The 26566-nt window shown below is 51.5% G+C and carries 26 protein-coding genes and 1 riboswitch; of the genes, 11 read left to right on the top strand and 15 right to left on the bottom strand.

The features are described from left to right. Positions 1 to 10 precede the first annotated feature (10 nt). From AB4Z33_RS22415 to phnD, 6 genes are all read right to left on the bottom strand, one after another. Positions 11 to 520, bottom strand: a complete 510-nt coding sequence (locus AB4Z33_RS22415; RefSeq protein WP_442052017.1) for a DNA-deoxyinosine glycosylase — start codon at positions 518 to 520, stop codon at positions 11 to 13. A gap of 508 nt (positions 521 to 1028) precedes the next feature. Further along, positions 1029 to 3248 carry a bifunctional 2',3'-cyclic-nucleotide 2'-phosphodiesterase/3'-nucleotidase gene (locus tag AB4Z33_RS22410; protein ID WP_442052016.1) on the bottom strand — a complete coding sequence of 740 codons (2220 nt, stop codon included), beginning with the start codon at positions 3246 to 3248 and terminating at the stop codon, positions 1029 to 1031. 194 nt (positions 3249 to 3442) lie between these two features. After that, positions 3443 to 4276, bottom strand: a complete 834-nt coding sequence (phnE, locus tag AB4Z33_RS22405) for a phosphonate ABC transporter, permease protein PhnE (RefSeq protein ID WP_442052015.1) — start codon at positions 4274 to 4276, stop codon at positions 3443 to 3445. After that, positions 4276 to 5070, bottom strand: coding sequence for a phosphonate ABC transporter, permease protein PhnE (gene phnE, locus AB4Z33_RS22400; RefSeq protein ID WP_442052014.1), 795 nt, complete (start codon positions 5068 to 5070; stop codon positions 4276 to 4278). Before phnE (AB4Z33_RS22400) ends, phnE (AB4Z33_RS22405) begins: the two co-directional genes overlap by 1 nt. After that, the gene (gene phnC / locus AB4Z33_RS22395) at positions 5070 to 5882 is read right to left on the bottom strand and encodes a phosphonate ABC transporter ATP-binding protein (RefSeq protein ID WP_442052013.1); all 813 of its coding nucleotides are present in this window, start codon (positions 5880 to 5882) and stop codon (positions 5070 to 5072) included. Before phnC ends, phnE (AB4Z33_RS22400) begins: the two co-directional genes overlap by 1 nt. A 68-nt stretch (positions 5883 to 5950) precedes the next feature. Further along, on the bottom strand, positions 5951 to 6931 hold the full coding sequence (gene phnD / locus AB4Z33_RS22390; protein WP_442052012.1) for a phosphate/phosphite/phosphonate ABC transporter substrate-binding protein: 981 nt from the start codon (positions 6929 to 6931) through the stop codon (positions 5951 to 5953). 251 nt (positions 6932 to 7182) lie between these two features. Between phnD and AB4Z33_RS22385 the strand changes: the two genes are divergently transcribed. Further along, positions 7183 to 7830 carry a GntR family transcriptional regulator gene (locus tag AB4Z33_RS22385; protein ID WP_442052011.1) on the top strand — a complete coding sequence of 216 codons (648 nt, stop codon included), beginning with the start codon at positions 7183 to 7185 and terminating at the stop codon, positions 7828 to 7830. Between the two features lie 150 nt (positions 7831 to 7980). Here the strand turns inward: AB4Z33_RS22385 and speB are convergent, their stop codons facing one another. Next, positions 7981 to 8850 carry an agmatinase gene (gene speB / locus AB4Z33_RS22380; protein ID WP_442052010.1) on the bottom strand — a complete coding sequence of 290 codons (870 nt, stop codon included), beginning with the start codon at positions 8848 to 8850 and terminating at the stop codon, positions 7981 to 7983. A 41-nt stretch (positions 8851 to 8891) separates the two neighbouring features. Continuing rightward, complete coding sequence (gene speE / locus AB4Z33_RS22375) at positions 8892 to 9719, bottom strand: polyamine aminopropyltransferase (protein ID WP_337102260.1); 828 nt, start codon at positions 9717 to 9719, stop codon at positions 8892 to 8894. Positions 9720 to 10117: 398 nt separating this feature from the next. Between speE and AB4Z33_RS22370 the strand changes: the two genes are divergently transcribed. From AB4Z33_RS22370 to AB4Z33_RS22340, 7 genes are all read left to right on the top strand, one after another. Then, complete coding sequence (locus AB4Z33_RS22370; protein WP_442052031.1) at positions 10118 to 12136, top strand: transglycosylase domain-containing protein; 2019 nt, start codon at positions 10118 to 10120, stop codon at positions 12134 to 12136. 347 nt (positions 12137 to 12483) lie between these two features. After that, positions 12484 to 12771: a hypothetical protein gene (locus tag AB4Z33_RS22365; RefSeq protein WP_337102267.1), complete on the top strand. Its 288-nt coding sequence runs from the start codon at positions 12484 to 12486 to the stop codon at positions 12769 to 12771. A 297-nt stretch (positions 12772 to 13068) separates the two neighbouring features. Then, positions 13069 to 14067 carry a ubiquinol oxidase subunit II gene (gene cyoA, locus AB4Z33_RS22360; RefSeq protein ID WP_442052009.1) on the top strand — a complete coding sequence of 333 codons (999 nt, stop codon included), beginning with the start codon at positions 13069 to 13071 and terminating at the stop codon, positions 14065 to 14067. Positions 14068 to 14105: 38 nt separating this feature from the next. Then, positions 14106 to 16076 carry a cbb3-type cytochrome c oxidase subunit I gene (locus tag AB4Z33_RS22355; RefSeq protein ID WP_442052008.1) on the top strand — a complete coding sequence of 657 codons (1971 nt, stop codon included), beginning with the start codon at positions 14106 to 14108 and terminating at the stop codon, positions 16074 to 16076. Then, positions 16076 to 16714 carry a cytochrome o ubiquinol oxidase subunit III gene (gene cyoC / locus AB4Z33_RS22350; RefSeq protein WP_442052007.1) on the top strand — a complete coding sequence of 213 codons (639 nt, stop codon included), beginning with the start codon at positions 16076 to 16078 and terminating at the stop codon, positions 16712 to 16714. The genes AB4Z33_RS22355 and cyoC overlap by 1 nt, the downstream gene beginning before the upstream one ends. A 1-nt stretch (position 16715) precedes the next feature. Continuing rightward, on the top strand, positions 16716 to 17066 hold the full coding sequence (gene cyoD / locus AB4Z33_RS22345) for a cytochrome o ubiquinol oxidase subunit IV (protein ID WP_442052006.1): 351 nt from the start codon (positions 16716 to 16718) through the stop codon (positions 17064 to 17066). A 122-nt stretch (positions 17067 to 17188) separates the two neighbouring features. Continuing rightward, positions 17189 to 17683, top strand: coding sequence for a VOC family protein (locus tag AB4Z33_RS22340; protein WP_442052005.1), 495 nt, complete (start codon positions 17189 to 17191; stop codon positions 17681 to 17683). A gap of 60 nt (positions 17684 to 17743) precedes the next feature. Here AB4Z33_RS22340 and AB4Z33_RS22335 read toward each other — a convergent pair whose 3' ends face one another. From AB4Z33_RS22335 to AB4Z33_RS22305, 7 genes are all read right to left on the bottom strand, one after another. Beyond that, positions 17744 to 17938 carry a hypothetical protein gene (locus tag AB4Z33_RS22335; RefSeq protein WP_442052004.1) on the bottom strand — a complete coding sequence of 65 codons (195 nt, stop codon included), beginning with the start codon at positions 17936 to 17938 and terminating at the stop codon, positions 17744 to 17746. A 153-nt stretch (positions 17939 to 18091) separates the two neighbouring features. After that, the gene (locus tag AB4Z33_RS22330) at positions 18092 to 18280 is read right to left on the bottom strand and encodes a hypothetical protein (RefSeq protein WP_337102274.1); all 189 of its coding nucleotides are present in this window, start codon (positions 18278 to 18280) and stop codon (positions 18092 to 18094) included. 162 nt (positions 18281 to 18442) lie between these two features. After that, a complete protein-coding gene (locus tag AB4Z33_RS22325) occupies positions 18443 to 19123 on the bottom strand; it encodes a hypothetical protein (RefSeq protein WP_442052003.1) in 681 nt (226 codons plus the stop codon). Then, the gene (locus AB4Z33_RS22320) at positions 19120 to 20139 is read right to left on the bottom strand and encodes a hypothetical protein (RefSeq protein WP_442052002.1); all 1020 of its coding nucleotides are present in this window, start codon (positions 20137 to 20139) and stop codon (positions 19120 to 19122) included. Before AB4Z33_RS22320 ends, AB4Z33_RS22325 begins: the two co-directional genes overlap by 4 nt. A gap of 263 nt (positions 20140 to 20402) precedes the next feature. After that, a complete protein-coding gene (locus tag AB4Z33_RS22315) occupies positions 20403 to 20960 on the bottom strand; it encodes a zf-HC2 domain-containing protein (protein ID WP_442052001.1) in 558 nt (185 codons plus the stop codon). Further along, positions 20957 to 21541, bottom strand: a complete 585-nt coding sequence (locus tag AB4Z33_RS22310; RefSeq protein ID WP_442052000.1) for an RNA polymerase sigma factor — start codon at positions 21539 to 21541, stop codon at positions 20957 to 20959. The genes AB4Z33_RS22315 and AB4Z33_RS22310 overlap by 4 nt, the downstream gene beginning before the upstream one ends. A 254-nt stretch (positions 21542 to 21795) precedes the next feature. Then, positions 21796 to 22317: a YwhD family protein gene (locus AB4Z33_RS22305; protein WP_442051999.1), complete on the bottom strand. Its 522-nt coding sequence runs from the start codon at positions 22315 to 22317 to the stop codon at positions 21796 to 21798. Between the two features lie 107 nt (positions 22318 to 22424). Between AB4Z33_RS22305 and AB4Z33_RS22300 the strand changes: the two genes are divergently transcribed. The 3 genes from AB4Z33_RS22300 (at position 22425) to AB4Z33_RS22290 (ending at position 26324) form a co-directional block, all read left to right on the top strand. Beyond that, positions 22425 to 24443 (top strand): M1 family metallopeptidase, encoded by a 2019-nt coding sequence (locus AB4Z33_RS22300; protein WP_442051998.1) that lies wholly within the window; start codon positions 22425 to 22427, stop codon positions 24441 to 24443. 27 nt (positions 24444 to 24470) lie between these two features. Further along, entirely contained in the window at positions 24471 to 25298 is an 828-nt protein-coding gene (locus AB4Z33_RS22295; protein ID WP_442051997.1) for a hypothetical protein, read from the top strand. A 352-nt stretch (positions 25299 to 25650) separates the two neighbouring features. Beyond that, positions 25651 to 25844: riboswitch (cyclic di-AMP (ydaO/yuaA leader) on the top strand. A 3-nt stretch (positions 25845 to 25847) separates the two neighbouring features. Further along, positions 25848 to 26324, top strand: coding sequence for a C40 family peptidase (locus tag AB4Z33_RS22290; RefSeq protein WP_442051996.1), 477 nt, complete (start codon positions 25848 to 25850; stop codon positions 26322 to 26324). Positions 26325 to 26566 lie beyond the last annotated feature (242 nt).

The raw sequence follows: 26566 nt of genomic DNA, 5'->3' as shown, positions 1-26566 counted from the left end.
CGAGGCCATCTTATTCCGCTATAAAAGGCATAATTACTCTCCATGCCTCAATCCGATCCTCGAGTGTTCGCATATGCTTCGTTGGTATAGGGCTGGAAGAATGCAGCTTAATGAGCGCCACGTCGCGGAAGCTCTCATGGCCTCCGTAGTATTTGCGAAACGTGTCGTAAGCCTTCGTACCGTTGAAGCCAATACAGCGAAGCTCAGGATAATCGGCGATCAGGTCGGGGAAACGGTTAGGAACTTCTTCCTTGATATTCACATCGAGACTGCCCTCCCGCACGCAAGATTCGATCACATCCCATACGGCAAGCTTATGCTCCTGCAGAAAATGAAGCCKGTTCTCATAGATCGAATCGGGAGCGCCCGCATCGAATAGACCGTATATAATCCGCCAAAAGTAATTTTGCGGATGACCATAAAATTGCCCATGCTCCAGCGACTTCACGCTCGGAGCTGTACCCGCGATGAGGACGCGGGCGCGCCCGTCGATGACTGGGGGAAATGAATGTATGCGCATCGTTACATCGCCATCCTTCTCTAACCTAGTTTATAAAACGTACCATAGTTAAGCAGCTCCAGCTAGCCGTAAATGGTTTAGTTATCCACAAAGTTATCAACAATCGGTGCACAACATGTGGGAAACTGTGGGTAAGTTGATTTCGGCTGAATTGGAACGTGGAGTGGATTTTGGAGGCTGTCGATTAATTGTTAACCAATTAGATAAGATCTCAATTTATATGATTTTTCACACAAGAGCAGTTATACAAGATGTAAATTATCAAACTTATACGATTTATCATATAAAAGTGGTTAATCCATCTACACAGCCGATGATTTTGTACGATTTTTCGATCAAAAACCTTCATTTGGTCTATCCGTAAGGTTGTTTTATACGATATATCGTACAACAATTGGTTAGTCACAGTTAATCGACAGCCTCTTTTACGCAGTCAAATGGACAGTTATAAGAAAAGACGTTTCCCGCTCTATCATTAGCGGAAAACGTCCTATTCAACCGTTAAATGTTACTTGGCAGGAATCTTGATCTTCTGACCTGGGTAGATGAGATTCGGGTTTGCCAGTTTATTATAGCTCGCCAGCTTCTGCCACGTTGTGCCGTGTTTGATCGCAATCCAGTAAAGCGTATCGCCGCTCTTCACGATGTAAGTGACGTCCGGGGCAGGCTTAGGCGCTTCCGGCTTTGGTTGCTCCGGTTTCGGTTGTTCTGGCTTCGGCTGCTCTGGCTTAGGTTGTTCCGGTTTCGTAGATGTTGTCGCAGCTTTCAAGTCGAGCTTGAACTCGGCATAGCCGTCTTCCGTCGTAGCCGTGTACGTGAGCCATTTGAGCGCTTCGTCCATCGACTTCGCATCCGGAGAAGTCTTGTACGTCACGTTGACCTTGTCATTAATCGGTGCAAGCGACCAGTTGCCGTCTGCGGACGGGTTGATCGTTTTGTTCGAGCGAATGTAGTCGATTACGACTTGGCGGTTCTCGTCCGGGGAAGCGAGAATGATCCTTTTGCCATCCGGATTAGCGAACTTGCTCGACGAAGCGCGGTAGTTGTTCGATGCCACGACGAACTTCTGATCCGCCTTGATCGGCTTGCCCTCGAATTGCAATCCGACAATACGGCTTGACCCTTCATTTTTAAGCGTGCCATTCGCCTCGTATTTCGCGGGCTTCGTTACGTCGATCTGATAAGTAATGCCGTCGATAACATCGAAGTTGTAGGTCGGGAAGTCGTAATTAACCAAGTCCTGCTTCGCCGTGCTAGCCGGATCGATCTGATTGAATTGCCCAGCCGACCATTCCAGCCATTCCTTGATTTCTGCACCTATTACGAGTACCGCATTAACGGTATTGGAGTACAGATACAAGTCCGCTACGTTCTTAATCGCGATATCGCCCTTGTCGATGTTCGTGTAATAGTTAGGTCCTTGGCGGCCTCCGGCCTTGAATGGCGCACCTGCCGACAGTACCGGGATATTTTCATATTCTGTTCCTTGAAGCTGCTTCTCGACGTACCACTTCTGCGCGTTCGTTACGATCTGAATCGATGGATCGTCCTGTACGAGGGCGAACCAGCTATTGATCGGAGCCGTCGTCTGACCGACCGGACCGCGAATATAATCAAGCGTATGCTGATGATCGTCCTTCACGGCTTCTACGATCGCAGGATCGGCATCGACAAGCGGCGTTTTGTTAACCGTATCGAAGATCGGCTTCACGGAAGACTTGGAATCGGCAACGACCCACTTGCCATCCTTCTGCTGAAGCGTCAGGTCGATAATACCAAGGTTGTTGCCCCAGAAGCCAGGCTCAACGGCGGCTACCCCGTTAATCGTGCCTTTCGTTAGATCCACGCCTGTTTTCCCTTCGAACGACTTGTCAGGAAATACTTTGTGCGCATGGCCGAACAGAATGGCATCGATACCGCTAACCTTGCTCAAATAGAGAACGGAGTTTTCCATGAGCGGCGTTTGCGGAATATCCTCAAAGCCCGAATGCGGAATGGCGATAACGATATCCGCGCCCTTGGCCTTCATCTCCGGCACATATTTGTTCGCAGTGGCTACGATATCTTTCACTACCACTTTGCCTTCGAGATGGGCTTTGTCCCATTGCGTAATTTGAGGCGGCACGAAGCCGATGACGCCAACCTTAAGCGTATGCGCCGCTCCAGTGCTGTCCTTCACTTCTTTGTCTAGCAGCAAATAAGGGGTGAATAGGTTCTTGTCGTTCGTCTCGTCGGCGTCCCCGTCGTAGACATAGATGTTGGAGTTCACGTAAGGGAAGTCTGCGCCTGCAAGCGCAGTGTTCAAGTATTCGAGGCCGTAGTTGAATTCGTGGTTGCCAAGATTGCCCGCATCGTAATCAAGCAAATTCATCGCTTTGTATACGGGATGCGTCTCTCCTTGCTGGAGAGGGTCGATGGTGGCGATGTAATCGCCGAGCGGATTGCCTTGAATCAGGTCGCCATTGTCGAACAGCAGGCTGTTCGGCGACTCTTGGCGAGTCTGCTTGATGAGCGTGGCCGTCTTCGCAAGCCCGTACTCATCCGTTGACTTGTCGGAGAAGTAGTCGTAATTCATGACATTGACATGAATGTCCGACGTCTCCATGATCCGCAGTTGAACCGTCGTTTCTCCATCCGCCTCGGCCGCTACCGAATAAGGAAGCGACACCAGGCTGAAGGAAATGACGGCGAACAGCGTTCGCTTCCACTTCGATTGATACAATTGCATTCCCTTCACTCCTTGTCCAATAATTCGCTAAAGGCCTGCGACGGGCGCAAGCCTTGAAGCTTCTTTATATACAAAAGCCATGCTGCAGCTCATGATGGACAATCTATAATCTCTTCGAACAATATAATAATTTAAAAATTCTGAATTGTCACTCTCATTTACCAACTCTTAGGAATCGACAAAATATCGCCCCATTAAGCCCGCTTGCGCATCCTCAGCTTCAATCGGTTGGACACCAGCTCAACGCTGAACACCATCATGAAAATAACTAATCCAACGAACAATGCTTCGTCAAAATGGTAGCTGCGCATCGCATGCGTCAGCTCAAAGCCGATCCCGCCTGCGCCAACGGCTCCTAATATTGTAGATTCGGCAAGATCACCCTCGAAGCGCATGACGCACCACGCCAGTAGCGCGGACAACGCGCATGGCAAAACACCTTGCAGCACGATCTGCAGCCAGCTTGCGCCCGTTGAGCGCATTGCTTCAATAACGCCTTCATCGACCTCCTCGAGCGATTGGGAGAACACTTTAATGAGTCCGCCGATCGCATGCACCATGATCGCAAGCACGCCTGGCAAGGGACCCATGCCGACCGCGACGATAAAGATAAGCGCCCAAATCAATGTCGGAATCGCTCGAAGGAGCGAAGCAAAGCTGCGGATAAACCAGCTGAGGGCACGGTTAGGAGCAATATTGTCGGCTGCAAGAAATGCCAGGAAAAACGCGACGATGATGCCGATTACCGTTCCCAGAATGGCTACTTGAATCGATTCCACTGCCGCCAGCAACACATGCTTCCATTGAGAGGCATCCGGCGGGAACATAAGCCCGGCCGTCTTCGTAAACTTCGCAATACCCGGCAGAATGCGGCTGTAATCAAGTTGTAATTGGATAAGGCTGAACACGAAAAACGCCGCACCGAACCATCCATACCATCGGAGCGGATTGCTCCGTCTACGCCGCTCGCCGTTTGCGCGCAGCGTCCCGTTCTTAGGCGCTTGCCCTGTGTGTGCCGCTGTAGCCATTAGATGATCCGCTCCCTAATCCGATTTGTCAAAAACTCAGTTGCCAGTACAATCGCCAGCACGAGCAGCACCGCCATGCTGACCTCCTTGTACTGGAATAGCTTTAGTCCCGACTGTATCGTGAAACCAAGGCCGCCTCCGCCTACCATGCCGACAATAGTCGATGCGCGAACATTAATCTCCAGATTGAATAACGACCATCCAATAAGGCTTGGCAGAAATTGCGGCAGCACCGCTTGCGTAATGACTTGCGTGTAGCTTGCTCCCGTCGAGCGGAGAGCCTCCACTTGACCCATATCGATCTCCTCGAGCGATTCCGCGAAGCAGCGGACAAGCATGCCGATAGAAACGATAATAAGCGACATCGTTCCGACTAGCTTGCCCAGCCCGAAGGAAGCAACGAGCAGGATCGTCCATATAATAACCGGCACGTTGCGAAGCATTGCGGATGCTGCCCGCATGCCCACTTGCAGCACCGGATGTGGCGATGTCGTAGCTGCGGCAAAAATAGACAGCACGCTGGCGATAAGCGCGCCAATAACCATAGCGACGAAACTCATATATATCGTGTCCAGAGCCGGGCCGATCAGACTCGGCAGCTCCGCCGTCTTCGGCGGCATAAGATCGACGAACAGGAATCTCGCCCCGTCGCCGATTCCGCTCCATAGCGCATTAGGCGTAAAGTTCGTCCCGATTGCCGACCATACCGTTAATGCCGCAAGAAAGGCAAGGAATAGAATAAGCTGATTCCGCTTGCCGCGGCGTACTCTCTGCAGCTGTTCAGCCTTCATCATTACGCCGTCTCCTTCTTGAGGGCGCGAGCCAGTCTAGCATCGGCTTCCGATATATCGCTTGCTTTATCGTTATGCTGATTATAGATAAAGTCGATCATCTCATCCGTTAGTTGTTCAGGCGTACCGTCGAACACCTTCGTACCTTTATAGATGCCGATAATGCGCGTCGCATACTTTTTGGCGACATCGACTTGATGCAGATTGCACAAGCAAGCAATGCCGTCCTCCTTGCAGAACGTATAAAGACTGTTCATTACGATTTCCGATGAAGCCGGGTCTAGACTCGCTATAGGCTCATCTGCCAATATAAGCTGCGGCTTCTGCGCCAGCGCCCTGGCAATGCCTACCCGCTGCTGCTGTCCGCCGCTAAGCTCATCGGCGCGCTTATGGATCTGCTCGCCGAGCCCGATGCGCTGTAGCAGACGGGTCGCTTCCGCTACGTCCGGCTTCGTGAACAGACCAAACGCACCGCGCCACGCGCTCATATAACCGAGTCTGCCGTGAAGAACGTTGGTGAGCACAGACAATCGCTCGACAAGATTGAAGCCTTGGAAGATCATCCCCATGCTTCGACGAATTTCGCGCAGCTTTCTTCCGCTTACGCCGGTCGTGTTCGTTCCTTGGAACAGCACCTTGCCCGACGTCGGCTGGACCATTTGGTTCAAACAGCGAAGCAGCGTGCTCTTGCCCGCTCCGCTCGGTCCGATGACGACGATGAATTCACCTGCCTCCACCGATAAGTCAATACCGTTCAGCGCTGCCGTTCCATCTGCATATACCTTCTTCAAGTTCTCAACCTGCAGCAATGTCATTTCCATTGTCCTCCGCTTCATCACTCATTTATATTCGCGCGCTTGTTGTTAGCGCTATTACGTTCTACTTACTTCAACATCTCTTCCGGCGACATATTCAGCAGCTTCGCTACTTCGCGAACGCCGTCGAAATCCGATTCCTCACCCGGGAAGAAGCCAGCTACACCCAGCGCTTTGAAGTACTCCGGATTTTTCTCGGCATAGCCGAGTGCGAATTCACGGATTTTTTCGACAAGATCCGTTGGGAGATCGCCGCGGTATGAAAGTGCGCCGCCGCCCTTAATTGGCTCGGATTCGCCAATAACTCGCACGTCCTCTGCCTTAATTAATCCGGCGTCAGCAATCATCTTGATGCACTGGCTGCATGTTGCAGCGCCGTCGGCATCGCCATTAGCGATCGCAAGCAACGACTTATCATGGCCGCCGGAGAACGATACGTTGCTAAAGAACGTGTCGACCTCTTCGTTCGTAATGCCCAATTCCTTCATAATCGTAGCTCGCGGATACAGATGGCCCGTCGTGGACGCCGGGTCGGCGAACAAGAAGCTCTTGCCTTTCAAATCGGCGATCGATTGAGCGGGGGAGTCTTTCGGCACGATAATAACGCTCGTTCCTTCCGTTCCTGGTCCGTTGCTCATTTCCGCGAGAAGCTTTGCTCCGCTTCTCTCAGTCGCGATAATATATCCGAAAGGGCCGTACGTCGTGATGTCGATTTTTTTGGAACGCATCGCTTCGATCATCATGTTGTAATCTTCGCCCTCGAACGTTTCTACTTTAATATTCAAATATTCGCCAAGATCCTTCGCGAATTGATCTGCGTTACGGGAAGCTTCACCGTCTTCCATTGGAAGACTGCCGATTCGCAGCACGTCCGGCCATTCACTTTCAACCGCTGTCTCCGCTTCGCTGTTGCTACTATTGCTGCCATTTCCACCATTGCCGCCGTTTACTTCAGCAGAGTTGTTGTTAGCGTTCTGTCCGCACCCAGCAAGCACCACCATTAACGCAGTAATTACTAGAGCAATCGGTAATCCCATCTTCTTCAGCACAGTACATCCTCCTAATTTGTCGCGGGCGCTATTTTAGCATTCCTCGCATCTTCTCTCACGCTTTCTCTACTGTGGTACACAACTAGGATACAAGTTGAATGTCAATGCAATGTTCGAAAAGTGTCAATGGAATGTTTGCGCTATTTTGAGATTTTGTTAATTTCGAAATCGTGTTGCGAAGACGAAAGATGGACTGTTAAGATGATGTTAATCCGTTCTAGAGAACTATGAATTCGAGAGGAATATGCGCCATGGCATCGCAATCGCTTGTGAATACGGCCTATACGAAATTAAGAGAAAGAATCGTCGGCGGCAACCTCATGCCCGGCACGCTGTTGTCAGAGAATGAGCTTGCCGAGGAGTTGCAGATGAGCCGGACACCGGTCCGCAACGCCATAACGCACTTGGAATCGGAAGGGTTCGTCGTCGCTCTTAAAAATCGAGGCGTGCTGGTGAAGGAAGTAAGCGGCAAGGAATTGCTTGATATGTACGAGGCCATCTTGGCGCTCGTCGTCTATGCCATTGATGTTCGAAGCGAAAGGGAAAATCATATTCCGATGGAATTGCTGAAGGAGTATTTGAACCGTCAATTCGAGGCGGAGCAAGCGGGTGATTATTATACCTATATCAACAACTCTATGCTGTTCATGCGGACGCTCGTATCGTCCATCAACAATACCGCTATGACGTCGCAGCTGGATATGTACGTGGACAAAATTACGATGGCTTCTTACATTAACTTCAAGCTGACGCCGCATATTAAGCACTATTCCGCCAATCAGTTGAACAAGTCGATTTACGACGCGTTGCTTGCCGGCGACGAAGAGCAAGCCCGCAAGCTGGCGAAGGGCGCTTTCATTTATGCGCGCAGCCGCATGTTCGATCGAGGCCAATTCTAATAAAATGATCAATAAAAAGGACCGGCATGCCTCGTTAATCGAAGCGTACCGGTCCTTCTCCTGTTGGCAAAAGAAGAGAAATAACGAGAAGAAGCTGCTCACGGATACGAGAATCCATGGCAGCTTCTTAATAAATATATGATTCATTCGTTATTTAATGAAGCCAAGCAGCATTTCGCGGATCACTTTCGCCGCAACGATCTGCGTCTGTTCCGTAGGGTCGTAAGCGGGTGCCACCTCGACAAGGTCACAACCAACGACGTTCACACCGGAACGAGCGATTGCATGAACCGCCTCGATCAATTCCTTCGACGTAATGCCGCCCGCTTCCGCCGTACCTGTACCAGGAGCAGCAGACGGATCAAGCACGTCGATGTCGATCGTCAGGTATACCGGACGGCCAGCCAGCTCAGGAAGCACCTTCTTCAGCGGCTCAAGCACCTCGAACGGGTGGAAGTTGATGTTCTCTCGAGCATACTGCCACTCTTCACGGGAACCGGAACGGATGCCGAATTGATAAATGTTATTGCCGCCCATAAGCGTTGCCGCTTTGCGAAGCGGCGTCGAGTGGGACAAAGGCTCGCCTTCGTACGACTCGCGAAGATCGGCGTGCGCATCGAAGTGGATGATCGCCAGATCCGGATATTTCTTGTATACCTCTTGGAATATCGGCCACGATACAAGATGCTCGCCGCCAAGTCCTACCGGCATTTTATCGTCAGCTAGCACGCCGCTTACGAATTCCCCGATCACTTCAAGGCTGCGCGCCGCGTTGCCGAATGGCAGCAGCAAGTCGCCTGCATCGAAATACGTTATATCTTCCAAGCTGCGGTCGAGATACGGGCTATATTCCTCAAGGCCGATCGACACCTCGCGGATGCGCGGAGGACCGAAGCGCGAGCCAGGACGGAAGCTGACCGTGAAATCCATCGGCATGCCGTAGATGACCGCCTTGGAGGCTTCATAATCCTCCGAGCTCAAGATGAATACGTTGCCGGAATATTTTTGATCTAATTTCATGAGTGTAATCCTTTCTAAGCTGCAGTCGTACAGCCGTTCGCTTACTTAATAAGGTCTTCCACAAACTTCGGCAATACGAATGCCGCTTTGTGCAAGCGCGGTGTGTAATATTTCGTATCGATCTCTGGAATCGACGCCTCATCCACTTGAAGCGGATCATATTTCTTGCTGCCCATCGTGAATGTCCACAGACCGCTCGGGTAAGTCGGAATGTTAGCGCCGTATACGCGTACGATCGGGAATACTTCCTTCACGTCCTTGTTCACGCTTTGAATCAGGTCTGCCTTGAACCAAGGATTGTCTGTCTGTGCAACGAAAATACCGTCTTCCTTAAGCGCGTCGTAAATGCCTTGGTAGAAGCCGCGTGTGAACAAGTTCGCAGCAGGGCCGACAGGCTCAGTGGAATCGACCATAATAACGTCGTACGTGTTTTTGTGATCGTGAATATGCATGAAGCCGTCGTTCACAAGCACTTCGACACGCGGGTTGTCGAGCTCGCCTGCGATCGTCGGCAAATACTTTTTGGAGTATTCGATAACTTTGCCGTCAATGTCAACGAGAACGGCCTTTTTCACTTGCGGGTGCTTCATCACCTCACGGATAACGCCGCCGTCACCGCCGCCAACTACAAGAACATACTCCGGATTCGGATGCGTGTAGAGGATAGGATGGGCGACCATTTCGTGATATACGAACTCGTCCTTCACCGTCGTCATGACCATGCCGTCAAGTACGAGCATCGTGCCGAACTCTTCGGTTTCGATCATATCAAGCTGTTGAAAGTCCGTTTGTTCGGTTACGTACGTTTTTGTAATCTTAGCAGTAATGCCGAAGCTTTCGGTTTGTTTTTCCGTATACCACAACTCCATCGTGATGAATCCCTTCTTTCCTTCAATAGTTCACACTGTATTATAGTAAAAACTGCCCTTTGCTACAAGTATTTCTATGGGTGATGCGGCCAGCTTAACATTTCGCGAAATCCCCGTACCTTCGAGTGACTTCAATAGAGGCGCGGTCGCTCATCTTCGAAATGACTGACTTCAATAGAATTTTTTCTTATCGTTGCCATAATGCACGCAAATTAATTCCCCTTCCACGTTCCCCTAATGAATAGCGACCTCTTCGTTTTTCCATACTAAGGAAAAGTGAAGCTTTTCGCTGAAGGGAGTACGCTTACGTGACTAAGACTTCCAAACGACCGGTCAAGCCGCGCCGCTTGCCATCCATGCCGATACTGGCCGAGAGATTTCTCCCTCAAATACTCCATATGAAAAAATGGCTGAAGCGTTCCGCCGTCCTGTTCGCCATCTTTGCCGCGCTCGCCGGCGGACTTCTTATATTCTTGCGAACGCAGTCGCTGCCAGCTGCGAGCATCAGTCAGACGTCGCAGATGCTCGATCTGAACGGCAACGTGATCGATACGTTCCACGCGGGAGAGAATCGACGCTCCGTTAAGCTCGAGGATATTTCGCATTACGTAATCGAAGCAACGCTCGCCATTGAGGACCGGCGTTTCTATGACCATAGCGGCTTCGACGTGAAGGGCATGGCGCGAGCCGTCATGGTCAACGTGCAGAGCATGTCCGCACGACAAGGCGCCAGCACGCTGACGCAGCAGCTCGCGCGCAACTTGTATCTGACGCATGAGCGTACGTGGCAGCGCAAGATGAAGGAAGCCATGTATACGGTGCAGCTCGAAATGAACTATTCCAAGGACGAGATTCTTGGCATGTACTTGAACCAAATTTATTACGGACACGGCTCCTACGGCATTGAGGCAGCTTCCAAAATGTATTTCGATAAGCATGCGTCGGAGCTGTCGCTAGCTGAAAGCGCCATGCTCGCCGGCATTCCGAAGGGACCTAAATACTATTCGCCTTTTCTCGATATGAAGAACGCGAAGGATCGGCAGCACGCCATTCTCCATGCGATGATGGAGGGCGGAGCGATTACGAAGGAGCAGGCCGACAGCGCCTATGCTGAAGTACTGAACTTCCAGTCGCTTGAAGCCGGGCAGAGCGAAGGATTCGCCCCGTACTTCCGTGACTATATCCGTTCGGTCGCGGTCGATAAGCTTGGCATCGACGAGCATCTGCTGAACGAAGGCGGCATTACGATCTATACGACGCTCGATCCAGAAGCGCAAGCAGCAGCCGAGGATGCGATCAAGAAGACGATGCCATCCAAATCCGAGCAGCAAGCGGCGCTCATCGCTATCGATCCGCGCAACGGCTATATTAAGGCGATGGTCGGAGGACGTGATTATAAGACGAACCAGTTCAACCGTGTATTCGCGCAGACCCGTCAGCCCGGCTCATCGTTCAAGCCGTTCCTGTACTTGACCGCGTTGCAAAGCGGTTATATGACGCCGGTGACCCGTTTCAAAAGCGAACCGACCATCTTCACATTCGATGAAGGGCGCAAAACGTATAAGCCGCATAACTATAACGACAAATACGCGAACGAGTTCATCGACATGCGGCGGGCACTCGCAGGATCAGATAATATCTACGCTGTTAACACCATCATGACCGTCGGAGCCGACAAGGTTATCGATACGGTAAGGAAGCTTGGCATTAAGAGCAACATGCAGCCCGTGCCTTCCCTTGCGCTCGGAACGTTCCCCGTCAGTCCGTTCGAGATGGCTTCCGCTTACGGTACGTTCGCGAATGCGGGCGTCCATACCGAGCCGGTCGCGATCATCAAAATTGAAGATCGCAAGGGCAACCTTATATATGAAGCGAAGCAACAGAGCCAGCAAGCCATATCGCCTGCCGAGGCTTACGTAATGACCAGCCTCATGGAGAGTGTTTTCGACGAGGGCGGCACCGGCTACCGCGTTTCTTCTATAATAAAGCGTCCCGTCGCCGGCAAGACGGGAACAACGGCTGCCGACGCATGGCTGGTCGGCTACACGCCGGAGCTTGCGACCGCGGTATGGGTCGGCTATGACAAGGATCGCACCTTGTCGGTAGCTGAGGCGCATCTAGCCGCGCCGATCTTTGCGCGGTTCACGGAGCAGTCGCTAGCGACTGTACCGCCGAAGATCTTCCCGATCCCGGCGGGCGTCGTGAACGTCTATATCGAACCGGAGAGCGGCAAGCTGGCGCTCGACACTTGTCCAACACGCAGACTGGAGACGTTCATTAGCGGCACGGAGCCGACGGAAGTGTGCGGAGCTCCTGCATCCGCTGGACAAGAAGGCGGCACAGGCAAGGACGACGGCGCTGGAGCGGCGAAACGCCACTCGTGGTGGCAAGACCTTAAACGTTGGTGGACAGATTAAGCTAAACAAGCTTGCAGCGGGCAGTACAGTTAGCCCAACCCCTGATCGAAATACGATCAGGGGTTTTTTCATGCAGGGCCGGCATACGCGATGCGCTATCGGCATAAACTAATTAGGATACTCCCGCTCCTACAACATATAGACGGCAAAGTCATAAAACCGCCATATTTTGCGTTTATTCGATAGGCGCAGATGTTCATTTTGACGATTACAAGTCCGCTAACCCCTGATCTTCGTTTATTTTTGACGGAAATATGATGAAAAAGTGAAATTTCTTTGAACAACGCAGACATATTGTGGTATAGTAAAAGCAAGTAAGCACTTACAATGACTCGGGAGTGTTGAATATGACGACGAAAACTGCATCAATCAGCCACGCGCAGCCGACTAAATCAGATGTCAAACGTCTTGTCAAAGCAATGACTGCCATTGCCTGGGGTATTCTCGGTATCGGCTTTCTGCTCTGCCTCGTTAATCTTAGCCACTTCAGCGATCAAAATGTCGGACTTATGGTCGGCATCGGATTTCTAATCGGCAGCGTTCATATTTATGTCATCGGTACGGCAATCGGACTCGTTCATGCGCGTCTCAATCAAGATCAGACGACGAAGGATCATCATGATCCTCAGGTTTGAGCTCCATAAGTAACGACAATTAGAAGCTTAACAACCAGAATACCGGAGCGAGAAACTCCCTTTCCTATGTTGAGCTTGCCAGAGAGCCACTTTCTTCCTTGCGAAGAAGTGGCTCTTTTGCGTTATAAAACCAATTGAAAGCGCAAATATACTGGTTAAAAGTAACTGGTGTCTAACAGGTGAACTTTCTATTACGGAAAAAAGACGAATTGTTGACGTAATTGTTAACCATGGAGTATTTGTTCTTCATATCTGCTATCTTAAGCGTAAGCAGTCATTTTGAGGAGTTGAACCGTTATGAGACCGTTTATTCGCATGCTGACACCTGTACTCTTGTTGCTGATGGCCGTCACGCTCTCCGGCTGCGGCGAGCAGTTCATTGTACTCGATCCGAAGGGACCGATTGGGGAATCCCAGAAGGATCTCATCTATTTATCCACCATACTATGTGCGGTCATTATCGTACCCGTGCTGATCTTAACGGCGATTATTGTATGGCGATATCGCGATAAGAAAGGCAGTACCGCTAAATATAGACCGAATTGGGAGCACAGCACGAAGCTCGAGGTCATCTGGTGGAGCATTCCGATCGTCATTATTATTGCGCTAGCCGCTGTAACCGTGAAATATACGCATGATCTGGAGCCTTCCAAGCCGATCGCTTCCGAGAAAGAAGCGATTACGATTCAAGTAACTTCGCTCGACTGGAAATGGTTATTCAAATATCCGGACGAGAACATTGCAACGATTAATTACGTGAAAATCCCTGAGGATGTACCGGTACGCTTCCAGCTTACATCCGATACGGCGATGAACTCATTCTGGGTTCCGCAGCTAGGCGGACAAATCTACTCCATGTCAGGCATGGCAATGACTTTGTTCCTGCAAGCTGACGAGCAAGGCAGCTACTTCGGCACCGGCGCCAACTTTACGGGTAAAGACTTTGCGCAAATGACTTTCCAAGTCGATGCGACGACCGAAGAGGATTACAACGCTTGGGTGCAAGAAGTGAAGAACACTGCTCCGGCGCTTACAATGGAAGGCTTCGAGAAGCTGACCGAGCCGAGCACGTCCGAGACACAGCTGTTTTCCAGCTTCCCTGAAGGCTTGTTCGACAAGATTGTTACGCAGTACGTAGAGGAAGGCAGCGCGGGCGGTCATCATCACGGTGCTGCTGCACAAGACAGCGAGACGGATACCGCATCTGCAAAAGATGCAAAAGATGCAAAAGATGCGAACGATGAAGCTGACAGCACAAATATGGATCATGAACATATGAACCATGAGGGGCATTAACCCCTAAGCACAATTACATTAATGTAGGAGGTCCCCTCATGTTGGACAAAATAAAAGAGTTCGCATCCGAGTTTTTCGTTACGGGCGACCCGCTTATTCTAGGGGCGCAAGTATCGATAGGACTGTCGGTCGTGGCGATCGTATTTGTACTCACCTTTTTCAAAAAATGGCGCTGGCTCTGGACCGAATGGCTAACGAGCGTCGATCATAAGAAAATCGGCATCATGTATATCATTGCCTCCATCCTTATGCTGTTCCGCGGCGGCGTCGATGCGCTGCTCATGCGGCTTCAGCTCGCTGCGCCGCAGCTCGAATTTCTAGAGGCCGAGCACTATAACCAAATTTTCACGACGCATGGCGTAATTATGATCTTGTTCATGGCCATGCCGCTTATGTTCGGCTTATTCAATATCGTCGTTCCGCTCTTGATCGGCGCGCGCGACGTCGCATTCCCGTTCCTGAACTCCCTAAGCTTCTGGATGTTCTTCTTCGGGGCGATGCTATTCAACGTATCATTCATCATCGGCGGTTCGCCGGATGCGGGCTGGCTCGCTTATCCGCCGCTATCCGAGCTGTCAGGCAGTCCCGGCCTCGGCCAAGACTTCTATATCTGGGGTATTCAAATCTCCGGTATCGGCTCGCTGGCAACAGGCATTAACTTTATCGTTACGATTCTGAAGATGCGCGCGCCTGGCATGACATTGATGAAAATGCCAATGTTCGTCTGGTCCGTCCTGTCTTCGTGTATTACGATTATTTTCGCTTTCCCGATTCTGACCGTTACGCTGTTCCTGCTCTTCATTGACCGTTACCTCGGCGCGCATTTCTTCACGCTCGACGGCGGCGGCAACCCGATGATGTACATCAACCTCATCTGGATGTGGGGACATCCCGAAGTATATATCGTTATTTTGCCGGCATTCGGTATTTTCTCCGAGGTTGTATCGGCGTTCTCGAAGAAAAAGCTATTCGGCTACAAGTCGATGGTATTCGCTCTTATGTCGATCAGCTTCTTCTCGTTCTTCACATGGGCGCATCACTTCTTCACGATGGGCTCCGGCGCGAACGTCAATGCGTTCTTCGCCGTTACGACGATGCTGATCGCGATCCCGACAGGGGTCAAAGTGTTCAACTGGCTGTTCACGATGTACCGAGGCAAGCTAAGTTTCCCGACGCCGATGATGTGGTCGGTCGCATTCATTCCGTGCTTCGTTATCGGGGGCATGACCGGGGTTCTGCTGTCCGTAGCACCAGCGGATTTCCAGTTCCACAACAGTTACTTCCTGATCGCCCACTTCCACCAAGTATTAATCGGCGGCGTCGTATTCGGTTACTTCGCGGGGCTATACTATTGGTGGCCGAAAATGTTCGGGTTCAAGCTTCACGAGGGACTCGGCAAATGGGCATTCTGGTTCTGGAACATCGGCTTCTATGTCTGCTTCATGCCGCAATACGCGCTTGGCCTCATGGGCATGACGCGCCGCGTCAACACGTACGACTTCGACATGGGCTGGCAGCCGCTTAACGTCATCTCTACTGTCGGCGGTTTCTTAATGGGTATCGCGTTCCTGTTCCAAGTATGGCAAATCGCGCACAGCATTAAATTCTTTAAGAAAGTCGACAATGGCGACAACTGGGACGGCAGAACGCTCGAATGGTCGATTCCATCGCCTGCGCCGCTCTATAACTTTGCAAGAATACCGCAAGTACAAAGCCAGGATGACTGGTGGGAAACGAAGCAGCGCCGCGCTGCTGGCGAGCCTGAACCGGCGCTAGCACCGCTTGAACCGATTCATATGCCGAAAAACACGGGCATTCCGTTCATTATGTCCGTCTGCTGGTTCGTATTGGGCTTCGGCCTTGTCTGGGATTGGCTCTGGATGGCGATACCGGGCTTCATCGGCATCGTAGCCTGCTTGCTGGCCCGTTCGTTCACCTACGACACCGACTATTACATTCCTGTCGATGAAATCGAGCGCACGGAAGCTGCTCTAAGGGGGGCAAAATAATGGCACACGCGATTTCAAAAACAGCGGGAGCCCATGGCGGCGGCGGTCACCATGACGAGCACCACGGCCATGACCATCACGATCAAGAATCGATGAAAATGTTCGGCTTCTGGCTGTTTCTTATTACAGACGTTATCTTGTTCGGCACTCTGTTCGCGACGTTCGTCGTGCTGCGCTTCAACACGGCAGCAGGACCTACGCCGGGCGAGCTGATCGAGCTGAACGGCATCATTATCTCGACGTTCATCCTGCTTACGAGCAGCTTCACGAGCGGTATCGCCGTGCTGGAGATGAACCGGGGCAACAAGCGCGGGCTTATTCTATGGCTCGCTATAACAGCGCTTCTAGGCGCATCGTTCATCGCCTTGGAGGTTACCGAGTTCATTCACCTCGTTCATGAGGGAGCGAATATCGGAACTAGCGCATACTGGTCGGCATTCTTCACGCTTGTCGGCACGCACGGACTCCACGTTTCTGTCGGTCTCGTCTGGATGGTTGCGCTCATGCTGCAGCTGTCACGCCGCGGCATTACGCCGGTTACGAAGCGCAAGGTCGGCATTATCAGCTTGTACTGGCATTTCCTTGACGTCGTATGGATCTTCGTATTCACAATCGTTTACTTGATGGGGGTGATGTAGGATGGCGAATCATAACGCGCACGATGTGCAGCATGGCAACGGCGAGCACGGCTCGCATGAGCATGGCGGCACGATGAAGTCCTACGTCATCGGCTTCTTGCTCTCGATCGTGCTTACGATCATCCCGCTTGTCGTCGTCATGAACGACTTGCTGAGCAAGTCCGGTACAACGTTGCTTATCCTTATCATGGCGGTGCTCCAATTCGCCGTTCAGCTCTTCTTCTTCATGCATATCCGCGATGAAGAGAAGCCGCGCTTCAATCTGATGGCGCTCATCTTCGGCCTAGTCATCCTGCTTACGATCGTCGCAGGTTCGATCTGGATTATGACTTACAATACGGTTGCTCATTAAGAGCAGCGCATAGACACAATTAAAGAGGCTGCACATAAGCGAACTTATGTGCAGCCTCTTCTCTTTTTTTACAACTGCTGTTTGGATTTCATTCCAGGTTTCGTTTATTAAATGACAAGACAGTGACCATAGAAGGGATGATCGAGATGTCTGAAGCGTCGAATCAGCAACCTCTTAATGTATTAAAATGTGTATGCTCGAATTATGTACCGGTCAAGGACCCGTTGCGCTCCGCCGAATGGTGGCAACGAAATTTCGGCCTGGCGTATGCCGTGCCTTACAATCCGGCCGAATTCCAAGTCATTCTTAAGCTTTCCGATGGGCAGTGGCTTCACTTGGTGGAAACCGATGGAGTCATTGATAACCAATTCCCTAATAAGAAAGGTTATGAAATGTTCAGACTTACGTTCGAGGTCAGACAAATCGAGCAGCTGTACGACCGTCTGCAGAAAAACGGCGTACGTACGGAGGAGCTAGAGGATCGGGGCAGCTGCGGCATTAACTTCGTGTTCTACGATCCGGACGGCAACAAATTCGATGTCAACGAGGTTGTCCATATCCATCGCACGCCGGAAGAAGCGGAGAAGGTCAAAAAGCATCTCTTTCATATGGCCTAACGAACAATCGAATAAGGGCTGCCTATGTGCACGGCAGCCCTTATTTTCCATTCAGCACAATCAATTGGCGAGCGTCTTGCTGTTCATCATTTTATACATGAAGCGTTGAAGCTGCTTTTCCCGATTCACTCTCATTTGGAGATGATCAAGCGCCGCTTTGGCTCTATCCCTATACGCTTGGTCGCCGAACATTCCATAAAGACGCATATAATCGTTGTATTCGTCCAGCCATTCGTTGACGTAAGAAGCATTCATATCCATCCCTCCATCAGCTCAATGTCTAAATGATAACGCTTCACTATGAATCTATTATGAGTTTAGGATAAAAGAATCGTAAATATTCCATATTTCGTACCTTCGGAAAAAAAATACTCGCACTCCTTGGGGAGAATGCGAGTTCATTCGAAGCTATACCGTAATGGCATCGATCTTCACTTGCGGTGCATTCGCGCATTTCTTGCACACTTTAACCGCTTTATTGCCGGATGTCGTTCTCGAATAAAGCAGCTTGATTCTCGTGCTGCTGCATGCCGGACATGTACCGCGTCCACGCGTAGGATCATTCCAGAGCGCCTTGCCTCTTTTTGTTTTGGCCATTGCCTATTACCCCTTTGCAGACAGATGCGGAGCCTTGCCGGGACAGCCCGGAATGCTGTTCGGCACGCTTCCCTTGCCTCCATTGTAGCGGCGCTGCATGCCGTCCGAAAGGGAATAAATGGTTTAAATCGAATGCGGCTATGAACCAAGCCTCTCTACCAACTAGTAACCCCGATGCTCAACCTCTAGTCCCTTCGGCAAGACGAGCGTGAGCTGCGAGTCGTATGTATCGGTAACGAGACCGCCGTCTCTGCGATCAAGCGTGCCGACCATAATATAGAGCGTATTGCCGACAACCGTCGTCTGCATCAGCTCTTTGTCCGGTTCGCTAATCGGTTCAGCCGACCAATAGCGAATCTGTCCGAATAGCTTTGCCTCGCGCGTATCCGACTCTCCAAGCACAACCCCGCCAATCGATTGCACGATGACTTTACTCACGTTATCCGGCACTTGCAGCGAATGCGGCTCCACGAAGACCGATCGCTGCGTCGTTTGCAGGCCGCGTTGCAGCTCATCGAATAGGCCGGTAGACATCAGCAGCGCAAGCCCGAGGCTTGCGGTGCCAATAAGGCCTACAAAGAACACGCTAACCCAATCATATCTGACGATGGCCCGATCGCTTCCGGAGAACTTCAAATATAATAGCAGCTCCAAGCCAAGCAAGATGAACACGATCGGCGCAACCCATAACAGCATTTCATAGGCTTGAATGTTCTGCCAAAGCGATGCGGCAAGCGCCGCACCAATCAGCATTAGCGTAACACCCATCGATAGGGAGCCTACTCGCCAAGTGCGAATCCCTCCATCGGGAAGGGGACGGTTCAACGTATCTAACGCATTCATTGCATATCCTCCTCTTGCTTGGATAAAGTCGGCGGCGGCGGTGGCGGTGCCATCGTATCATGCCGCCCCTCGGAATAGGTTTTACCGCCAAACACAAGCCGCATGCCGACGATAATCATAACGAAAGCGACGACCGCCGTCGGAATCATATATTTCAGTTGCAAGTATTGGGTGTAAATTTCGTTGGAATATCTCGATGCCACTTCCGCAGCTACACGGTCGAGCAAGTAATACGCGCCAAAACCAAGCAATGCGAAGCCGAACCAGCGTTGGTACGGTACAAGCTGCGTCAATACAGGCTCGTCGCTAAGCGTCTGACGCTCGTAGCGTGACGTCTGCTGCAGCGCATCGAAGAATGCGAAGCACCAGAACAATGGCAATAAGAAGAAGAACAATGACAATCTGAGATTGTCCATAATGTAGACGGTGAGCAGGAAGCCCCCCATCAATTGCAGGCCGCGCTTTTGAAGACCCAGATACAGATGGCCTGCACCAGGGAAAATCGATAGCGCAATCGCCAGCACCTTGCTTTTGCGTCCCGAGGCGATATGCGCCTCAAGCTCCTCGAACACCGCGCGATCCTCCATACGCTCTCCGCGCTGCTTCGCATGCATTTGCTGAATCGCATCGAATAAGCTATAAATCCAAATAATCGGAAGGCCCAGCAGGAAAATAAGTAGCGCTGCCTTACTGGTCACCACACTCAGAAACACGATAATAACGAACAACCCGATAAACGATATGAGAAACGTAATGCCGCGCTGCATCAGACCGAGACTCATATGACCAAGACCAGGCAGGAAGGAAAGCAGAATCGTCCTCGTCTTCTCTTGCTGCTGCTGATGCTGCATATGATATGCCTGAGCCTGATCATACGGATTGAAGCTTGATTCCGCCCCTGCTTGACTCGGGTACGAGCCAAGCATCGGAGGCACCGCCGGAGATCCGGCATTCACTCGGCCTGAGAACAGCGTTATAAGCATATCGAGCATATTGATAGACCAGCTGACCGCCATAACAAAGAATCCAAAGAAAGCGAAGCCCTCATCCAAATTGTTCGATATGCCAAAAAGGAACATGAAGAACATAGTTCCGAAAAACGATCCTCCATATAATACGAACCGGACGGGACGGCCTAAGTAACCATGACCTACTCCCGGTAAAAATGATAGTAAAAAAGCAGCTAACGGGCTTTTATTCATTCTAAATTCCTACCTCTCTGTTCATCGTACTCCCGTGCATCTATCTTCATCGAGCGAAACCGTACATACGCTCTTGCTTACCTGTACCTGCTCTCTCGAATGCCATCCAACCAAGAGCCAGTTCGATCAACCATACGATCCGACCATGATTCGGAAGGAAGCGACGGCAAGTGCTCTGTCGCCTGAGGAGGTTGAATTACGGCCTCCTGATCAAGCCTGGACAGCTTGTCGGACAGCCCGGCAAATGTGCCTGTACCTAGAAGCAGCAGTGTAATGGATGCTGCTATCATATATTGAGCGACCGGATGCTGCAGCCAAGAACGGCGGCGAGCATGGCGGGGTGATGACTGAACAGCCTTGACAGCAGCTGCAGCTTCACTCTCTGCATGGAGCTGTGCAATGACCCGCTGCTCCAATATGTCCATATCCGGCAGCAACAGCTCACTCTCTGCATGCGTGGCCTGGGCCGCATCCATAAAGCGCTGCAAGCAATGTTCGCACTCAGCCAAATGCCCATCAACGAGCTCGCGTTCCTGCTCCGATAGACGATGCTCCACATAACTTCTCATCGTAGGTTCGGCTACATGATCGTCMGTCCCATCTGCACCTTCTCTGCTTGCTATATGCTTGTTCATTCAAAATCCTCCCTTCGCCAATGCTTCTTCATCCAGCTTCGCGCTCGGTACAGCCTGGATTCGACGCTCTTGCGCTCCAATCCGGTTTCGACCGCAATCTGTTCATACGATTTGTCTTCCATATAATAAGCGGTGACAACCTCGCGATAATTTCCCGGCAGCTCGTCCACCCGCTCACGAATATGCCGTAAATGTTCTTGTTCCAGCGCGATCGATTCCGCGGCGGGAACATTGCTGTCATCATGCAGCTGCTCCTCGGTCCGCAGGTTCGCCTCGCTCTCGAACAGCTCCTCGGGTTTCCTTGCTCGGCTGCGCTTGTAATCAATCGCACGATTAACTGCTATTCGTGTAATCCATGTCTTCAATCCGTCTAATCGGCATTCCGGGAGGGAGCGATAGATTTGAAGGAGCACTTCCTGTGTCACATCCTCCGCATCATGCGGCGAATGCAGCACGGCATAGACGGTTTTGTATATATACGGACCATAAGCTTGTACGAACGGTCGATAATGCTCGGGCCCGCCGCTCTGTACCGCCTTGATCCAATCCGTATCCTGAATGTCGCTCTCCTCCTTCCCCATACAATAGACGACAGAGACTGCCTTGTACCCTGCACTTTTTTGAAAAAAGTTTTTTCGCGCCTAAGCGAAGATAACCTCTCGCCGTATATTCGCCCTGTAAGAGCATATATGCACTTACGGACATAGTCGCACTCCCAACCTCATGCTGTAAGGCTGACCCTCAACGCGGAAAACCTCACCATTCGCAGGATTATAATCGCTGCGAACGGTGAGGTTCTCCCCTTCAATGGGCTATCGCCCTCTTACGCTATCCCTTATGCCTCGAGCGCTTGCTTGAGCTCATCCGTCGAACGATTCCACCACTCGGCGTTGTGCTCCACGAGCAGCTTGCGCAACGCGGCTTTCTCCACATCGCCAAGCTCGCCAAGAACGATACGGCGCTTCAATGAATAATCCAGCTTGTTGACGTGATCGGCGAGAATCTTCCACCCGCGGCGCGCTTCCGTATCGATCCACATCTCGCAAGCCGTAGCGCCTGCATAATAAGCGCCCTCTTCATTGCGATCAACCGCTACCCATACGATCCAGCATTGGCGGCCGTTCGGCGTATCTTCCCGGTTTGGCGTAAACTTAATGCCGCGCTCGATCTTGCTCTTCGCATGCATCGCGCCTACATCGATATAAGCCTCTCCGTTATCGATAATGATGCAGGATACTTGGCTCAGATCGATGGATCCGGCTCCGAAACCTTTATGTTTTTTGTTGCTCACAACGTTGAGCGACAGTTGTTTCTTCTCTTTCTTCTCTGGCTGGTCTTGCTGATTCTGATCATCCATCCCTGCATTCACACCTTCCCCGTACAATAATTACATTTTAGCTAATAATCCTCTAAAAGCAAACATATACATGCTGTAGATGCTTGTCAACGGGAGGGAAACGTTCAATGACTCCACGCAACGTCAAACGAATCTTATTAGTTATACTCGGAATTGTACTGCTCGGCGTGTCTGTGCAGTACGGCTTCGGGAATGCTTGGCAATCGCAGTATACCTATGCATTAGCTCCCGCGGCGAATGCCAAGCAGCCACCGCCCGCTTCTGCCCAAAAAACGGCCAAGCCGCCCGCCCAGCAGCAGCCCGACACGGGCGCAGCGCCTAAGCCGCAATCGCTCAGCAAGCGTATAGTTGAGTACCACATTAACGTCAGCTTGCGCGAGGACGCTCGGCATTTGGACGGCGATCAGATCGTAACCTGGACCAATCCCGGCAAAAAAGCGGTGTCCGAGCTCTACTTCAATCTGTACCCGAACGCTTTCCTGTCCAAGAAAACAACGTTCATGAGCGAGTCAGGCGGCAAGCTGCGCGAGGACAAGGCTACGGCGGACAGCCTCGGCTTCATGAACCTGCTGTCGCTTCAGACGCTTGAGGGGGAGAACCTGCTGCCTCGCCTCCATTACGTTCAGCCCGATGACGGCAACGTCAACGATCTTACGCTGGTCAAGCTCCGCCTGCTGGAGCCCGTTGCGCCAGGCAAGACCGTGACGCTGCGCATGGGCTTCGAGGTGAAGCTGCCCGAAGTGTTCGCCCGTATGGGCTACTCCGGCAACTTCGTCATGGCGGGCCAATGGTTCCCGAAGGTAGCAGTCTACGAAACGGCGGGAACGCGAGGACGTACCGCCGAAGGCTGGAACGTTCATCAATACCACGGCAATTCCGAGTTCTATAGCGACTTCGGCATTTACAGCGTGAAGATCAACGTACCTGAGTCTTATACCGTTGCAGCTACAGGCTTCCAAACGAAGACGGCTGAAGGCAGCAACGGAAGAAAGTCGTATCAATTCTACGCGGAAGACGTTCACGACTTCGCATGGTCGGCATCGCCCGACTTCGTCTTCGCGGAGGAAGCTTTCTCGGATAAAGGCGTGCCGGGCGTTCGTATTAAGCTGTACCTCGACCCGCTGCATGCCGACCTCCAGGAGCGTTACATGCATGCGGCCAAGTCCGCGCTCTCCAAGTACGCGCAGTGGTACGGCGAATATCCTTACAGCACGCTGTCGATCGTTGTCCCGCCGAAGGGCGGCAATGGCGCAGGCGGCATGGAATACCCGACGCTCGTCACCGCGTTCGCCGCCGAGAAGGCGAATCCCGGCTACGACCTCGAGCGTACCGTCGTTCATGAGATCGGCCACCAATATTGGTACGGCATGGTCGCCTCCAATGAATTCGAGGAAGCTTGGCTGGACGAAGGCTTCACCTCCTATGCCGAGGATATGGTCATGGAGTCCGCCTACGGACTTGAGCCGAACCTCAGAATTGAAGCGAGCTATATGACGGACCCTGCGCCGCTTAAGCAGCCGTYGTGGGCTTATAGCAGCCATAATCAATATGCGGAGAACGTCTATCTGCGGGCGAAGCTTGTCCTTGTCGGCATCCAGCATCAGGTTGGCGACAAGACAATGGCGAAGATTATGCGGACCTATTTTCAAAAATACAAATTCAAGCATCCTTCGACTGCCGATTTCCAGCGTGTTGTCGAACAGGTAACGAAGACGAAGTGGCATGACTACTTCAGCGGATACGTGTACGCGAACCAAATGTCCGACTACTCGGTCGAATCGATTCAAGTGAAACCGACTGAGCAGGACGGCCAGAAGCTCTATGAATCGACCGTGCTCGTCAAGCGGAACGGCGGTGTAAGCGGTCAAATCCCGATTACGCTGCAGTTCACGGACGGCGCGACGGTGACAAAGCTATGGGATGCCGACGACTCCCACGTCCAGATTACGCAAGTGCATACGGCTCCTCTGCAATGGGCGATGATCGATTCCGAGCATTCGAACGTACTCGACAACAAGCTCATCAACAACTATATGCAAGCCGATCTGCCGGACAAGACGCGCATCCGGTGGGGCATCAGCGTATCGAAGCTGATCGAGGGATTGTTAGGTACGCTGAGCTGGTAAGTATAAGCGCGCAAGGAGCGATCGAATATGAAAATGTATATGAAGCAAGGTTGGCAGCTTGCGGTCAAGCACTTCCACCTCATCATTCTGTTATTTCTGTATCAGTTGCTATGGGGCTTCTTCCTCTATCGATTTATCGATTCGGTCGTCTCGCCCTTGCTGCGCCGGTTTCCAGCTGCATACCCGTCTGATACAGCCGTTCACCTCTTCCTGACCGAGGCGCAGTTCCAACTGCTGAAGACCGACATCCTTACGCCTTATGTATGGATGCTAGGCGGCTTGTTCGCCATCCGCATGTTGCTGACTCCCCTGTTCAATGCCGGACTGTTCTATTCGCTGCACCATTCTAGTACGCGAGGCGAAGGCGCGGCCGGCGGCGGCACTAAATTTGTAGAAGGCATTCGCAAAGCTTGGAAACCGGTCATGCTGCTCCACTGGGCGGAGGCCGCGCTAGCACTTGCTCCCGGATTCTGGGTGCTGCCTCATGCGCTCGACGCATACCTGCAAGGCGGATCGAACGTCGACCTGCTGCAATCCGTCCTTCCCGGCGCTGGACTATGGCTGTTCTGGGGCGTGCTGCTGCATCTGCTCTTCCTGGCCATGCAGCTTGGTGCCGCCTCAAAAGAAGGCATCCTCCACTCGCTCGGGCGCGCGCTGAGGCATATCGTCTCCTTCGCTGCCATCTCGCTGGTTATGTGGGCCATCGGAGCCGGATTAGGACTTCTCATCACCGGTGTATCGCTGCTATGGGCCGGACTATTCGCACTCATCCTTCATCAAGGCTACAACTTGGTGCGAACGCTCGTCCGAGTATGGACCATTGCCGCTCAATACGAATGCCTGCAATCCAAGTAGCTTCATTATCTTAGCCCGCTTTAGCTCAAATACCCCCGAATCTACGCCTGTCCTATTATGGCGAATTCGGGGGTTTTTACGTTATCATCCTACTAATGACGGCGACAGCCTTTTTTGCTAGAAAGATGAGAATCCTCTCACCATTAGTACCTTGGGGTCATACTTTACAGAATATCCACATAATAAATGAAATCGAGTATCGATTATTTAGTCCCTCGGTCCTAGTTGAGGCTTTATTATTACATGAAAAATGATTATACGAAGCAGTTTGTCAAAAGATTACATGAGAATTATTAGAATTTTGTTAGAAAGGCAGGAGATGAATGAAAAAAATCGAATAATTGTCAAGAGCAAAACAAAACTGCCTAATTTCCTAGCGGAAAACGGGGGAACCACTCTGGGTGAATTGATTCCGACGCCACGGCTATAAGTCATACCGCCTCTGTAGAAGAGGATATCATCGACTTGTTCGTAGCGCCTGAGGAATCATAGGGAACCTTCAACCGAACCCCACAGCTAACCTCGTCGGCACCGGAAGGAGTTTCACAATTGAAAAAGGTTACCGTAATGCTTTTGGGGCTTGCGCTCTTGCTCGCTGTTCAAGCGGGAAGCGTTTTCGCAGACTCCAAAATGAACGGATTTATCAATGACGTCATTGGTACTCCGTACAAAAGCGGTGGAACTACCGCGAAAGGCTTCGATTGCTCCGGCTTCACGAGCTATGTGTTCGCTAAGATGGGCATCGATCTTCCTCGCGTTTCCTCCGATCAAGCAACAGTTGGCACGAAGGTCGCTAAAGATGACCTGATTGCCGGGGATCTTGTGTTCTTCGACACAAGCGGCGGCAACAACGGCGCAATTTCCCACGTCGGCATCTACATAGGGGACGGCAAGATTGTACACGCTTCGGTTAGCCGCGGCGTTGTAGTCGACAAGCTCGATTCCTCTTACTACAAACCTCGTTATGTGACAGCACGTCGCATTCTTAGCGAGGAAGCATTTACCACTTACGCCGACGCAAAATAGTTTCACCCTTTACAACAAAGCCGCACTCTGTTCGTCCACTCGCGACAACAGTCTGCGGCTTTGTTGTTTTTCTGACAAAATAGGCCACCCCAACAGCCTGCAGGCTGTTGATATGCTCCCCTTTAGGTAGACAGGTGAAATAATAAAAACCTGTTTATCAAGGGGAGTTTTTTCATGTCTCAAATAAATGAGTACTGCGGGGAAGAGAAATTAGCCATTCTGAAGGAGTATGAAGCAGGACG

This window comes from Paenibacillus sp. 2TAB19 (assembly GCF_052115185.1).
Taxonomy (GTDB): Bacteria; Bacillota; Bacilli; order Paenibacillales; family Paenibacillaceae; genus Pristimantibacillus.
Note: the sequence above shows the minus strand (reverse complement) of the source record. Positions and strands in the feature narration are given on the sequence as shown.

Bases quoted from the DNA above. Each gene is read 5' to 3' on its own strand.
- AB4Z33_RS22410 (WP_442052016.1), bottom strand. From the start codon at position 3,248: ATGCAATTGTATCAATCGAAGTGGAAGCGAACGCTGTTCGCCGTCATT.
- phnE (WP_442052015.1), bottom strand. From the start codon at position 4,276: ATGGCTACAGCGGCACACACAGGGCAAGCGCCTAAGAACGGGACGCTG.
- phnE (WP_442052014.1), bottom strand. From the start codon at position 5,070: ATGATGAAGGCTGAACAGCTGCAGAGAGTACGCCGCGGCAAGCGGAAT.
- phnC (WP_442052013.1), bottom strand. From the start codon at position 5,882: ATGACATTGCTGCAGGTTGAGAACTTGAAGAAGGTATATGCAGATGGA.
- AB4Z33_RS22385 (WP_442052011.1), top strand. From the start codon at position 7,183: ATGGCATCGCAATCGCTTGTGAATACGGCCTATACGAAATTAAGAGAA.
- speB (WP_442052010.1), bottom strand. From the start codon at position 8,850: ATGAAATTAGATCAAAAATATTCCGGCAACGTATTCATCTTGAGCTCG.
- speE (WP_337102260.1), bottom strand. From the start codon at position 9,719: ATGGAGTTGTGGTATACGGAAAAACAAACCGAAAGCTTCGGCATTACT.
- AB4Z33_RS22370 (WP_442052031.1), top strand. From the start codon at position 10,118: ATGAAAAAATGGCTGAAGCGTTCCGCCGTCCTGTTCGCCATCTTTGCC.
- AB4Z33_RS22365 (WP_337102267.1), top strand. From the start codon at position 12,484: ATGACGACGAAAACTGCATCAATCAGCCACGCGCAGCCGACTAAATCA.
- cyoA (WP_442052009.1), top strand. From the start codon at position 13,069: ATGAGACCGTTTATTCGCATGCTGACACCTGTACTCTTGTTGCTGATG.
- AB4Z33_RS22355 (WP_442052008.1), top strand. From the start codon at position 14,106: ATGTTGGACAAAATAAAAGAGTTCGCATCCGAGTTTTTCGTTACGGGC.
- cyoC (WP_442052007.1), top strand. From the start codon at position 16,076: ATGGCACACGCGATTTCAAAAACAGCGGGAGCCCATGGCGGCGGCGGT.
- cyoD (WP_442052006.1), top strand. From the start codon at position 16,716: ATGGCGAATCATAACGCGCACGATGTGCAGCATGGCAACGGCGAGCAC.
- AB4Z33_RS22335 (WP_442052004.1), bottom strand. From the start codon at position 17,938: ATGAATGCTTCTTACGTCAACGAATGGCTGGACGAATACAACGATTAT.
- AB4Z33_RS22330 (WP_337102274.1), bottom strand. From the start codon at position 18,280: ATGGCCAAAACAAAAAGAGGCAAGGCGCTCTGGAATGATCCTACGCGT.
- AB4Z33_RS22325 (WP_442052003.1), bottom strand. From the start codon at position 19,123: ATGAATGCGTTAGATACGTTGAACCGTCCCCTTCCCGATGGAGGGATT.
- AB4Z33_RS22320 (WP_442052002.1), bottom strand. From the start codon at position 20,139: ATGGCGGTCAGCTGGTCTATCAATATGCTCGATATGCTTATAACGCTG.
- AB4Z33_RS22310 (WP_442052000.1), bottom strand. From the start codon at position 21,541: ATGGGGAAGGAGGAGAGCGACATTCAGGATACGGATTGGATCAAGGCG.
- AB4Z33_RS22305 (WP_442051999.1), bottom strand. From the start codon at position 22,317: ATGGATGATCAGAATCAGCAAGACCAGCCAGAGAAGAAAGAGAAGAAA.
- AB4Z33_RS22295 (WP_442051997.1), top strand. From the start codon at position 24,471: ATGAAAATGTATATGAAGCAAGGTTGGCAGCTTGCGGTCAAGCACTTC.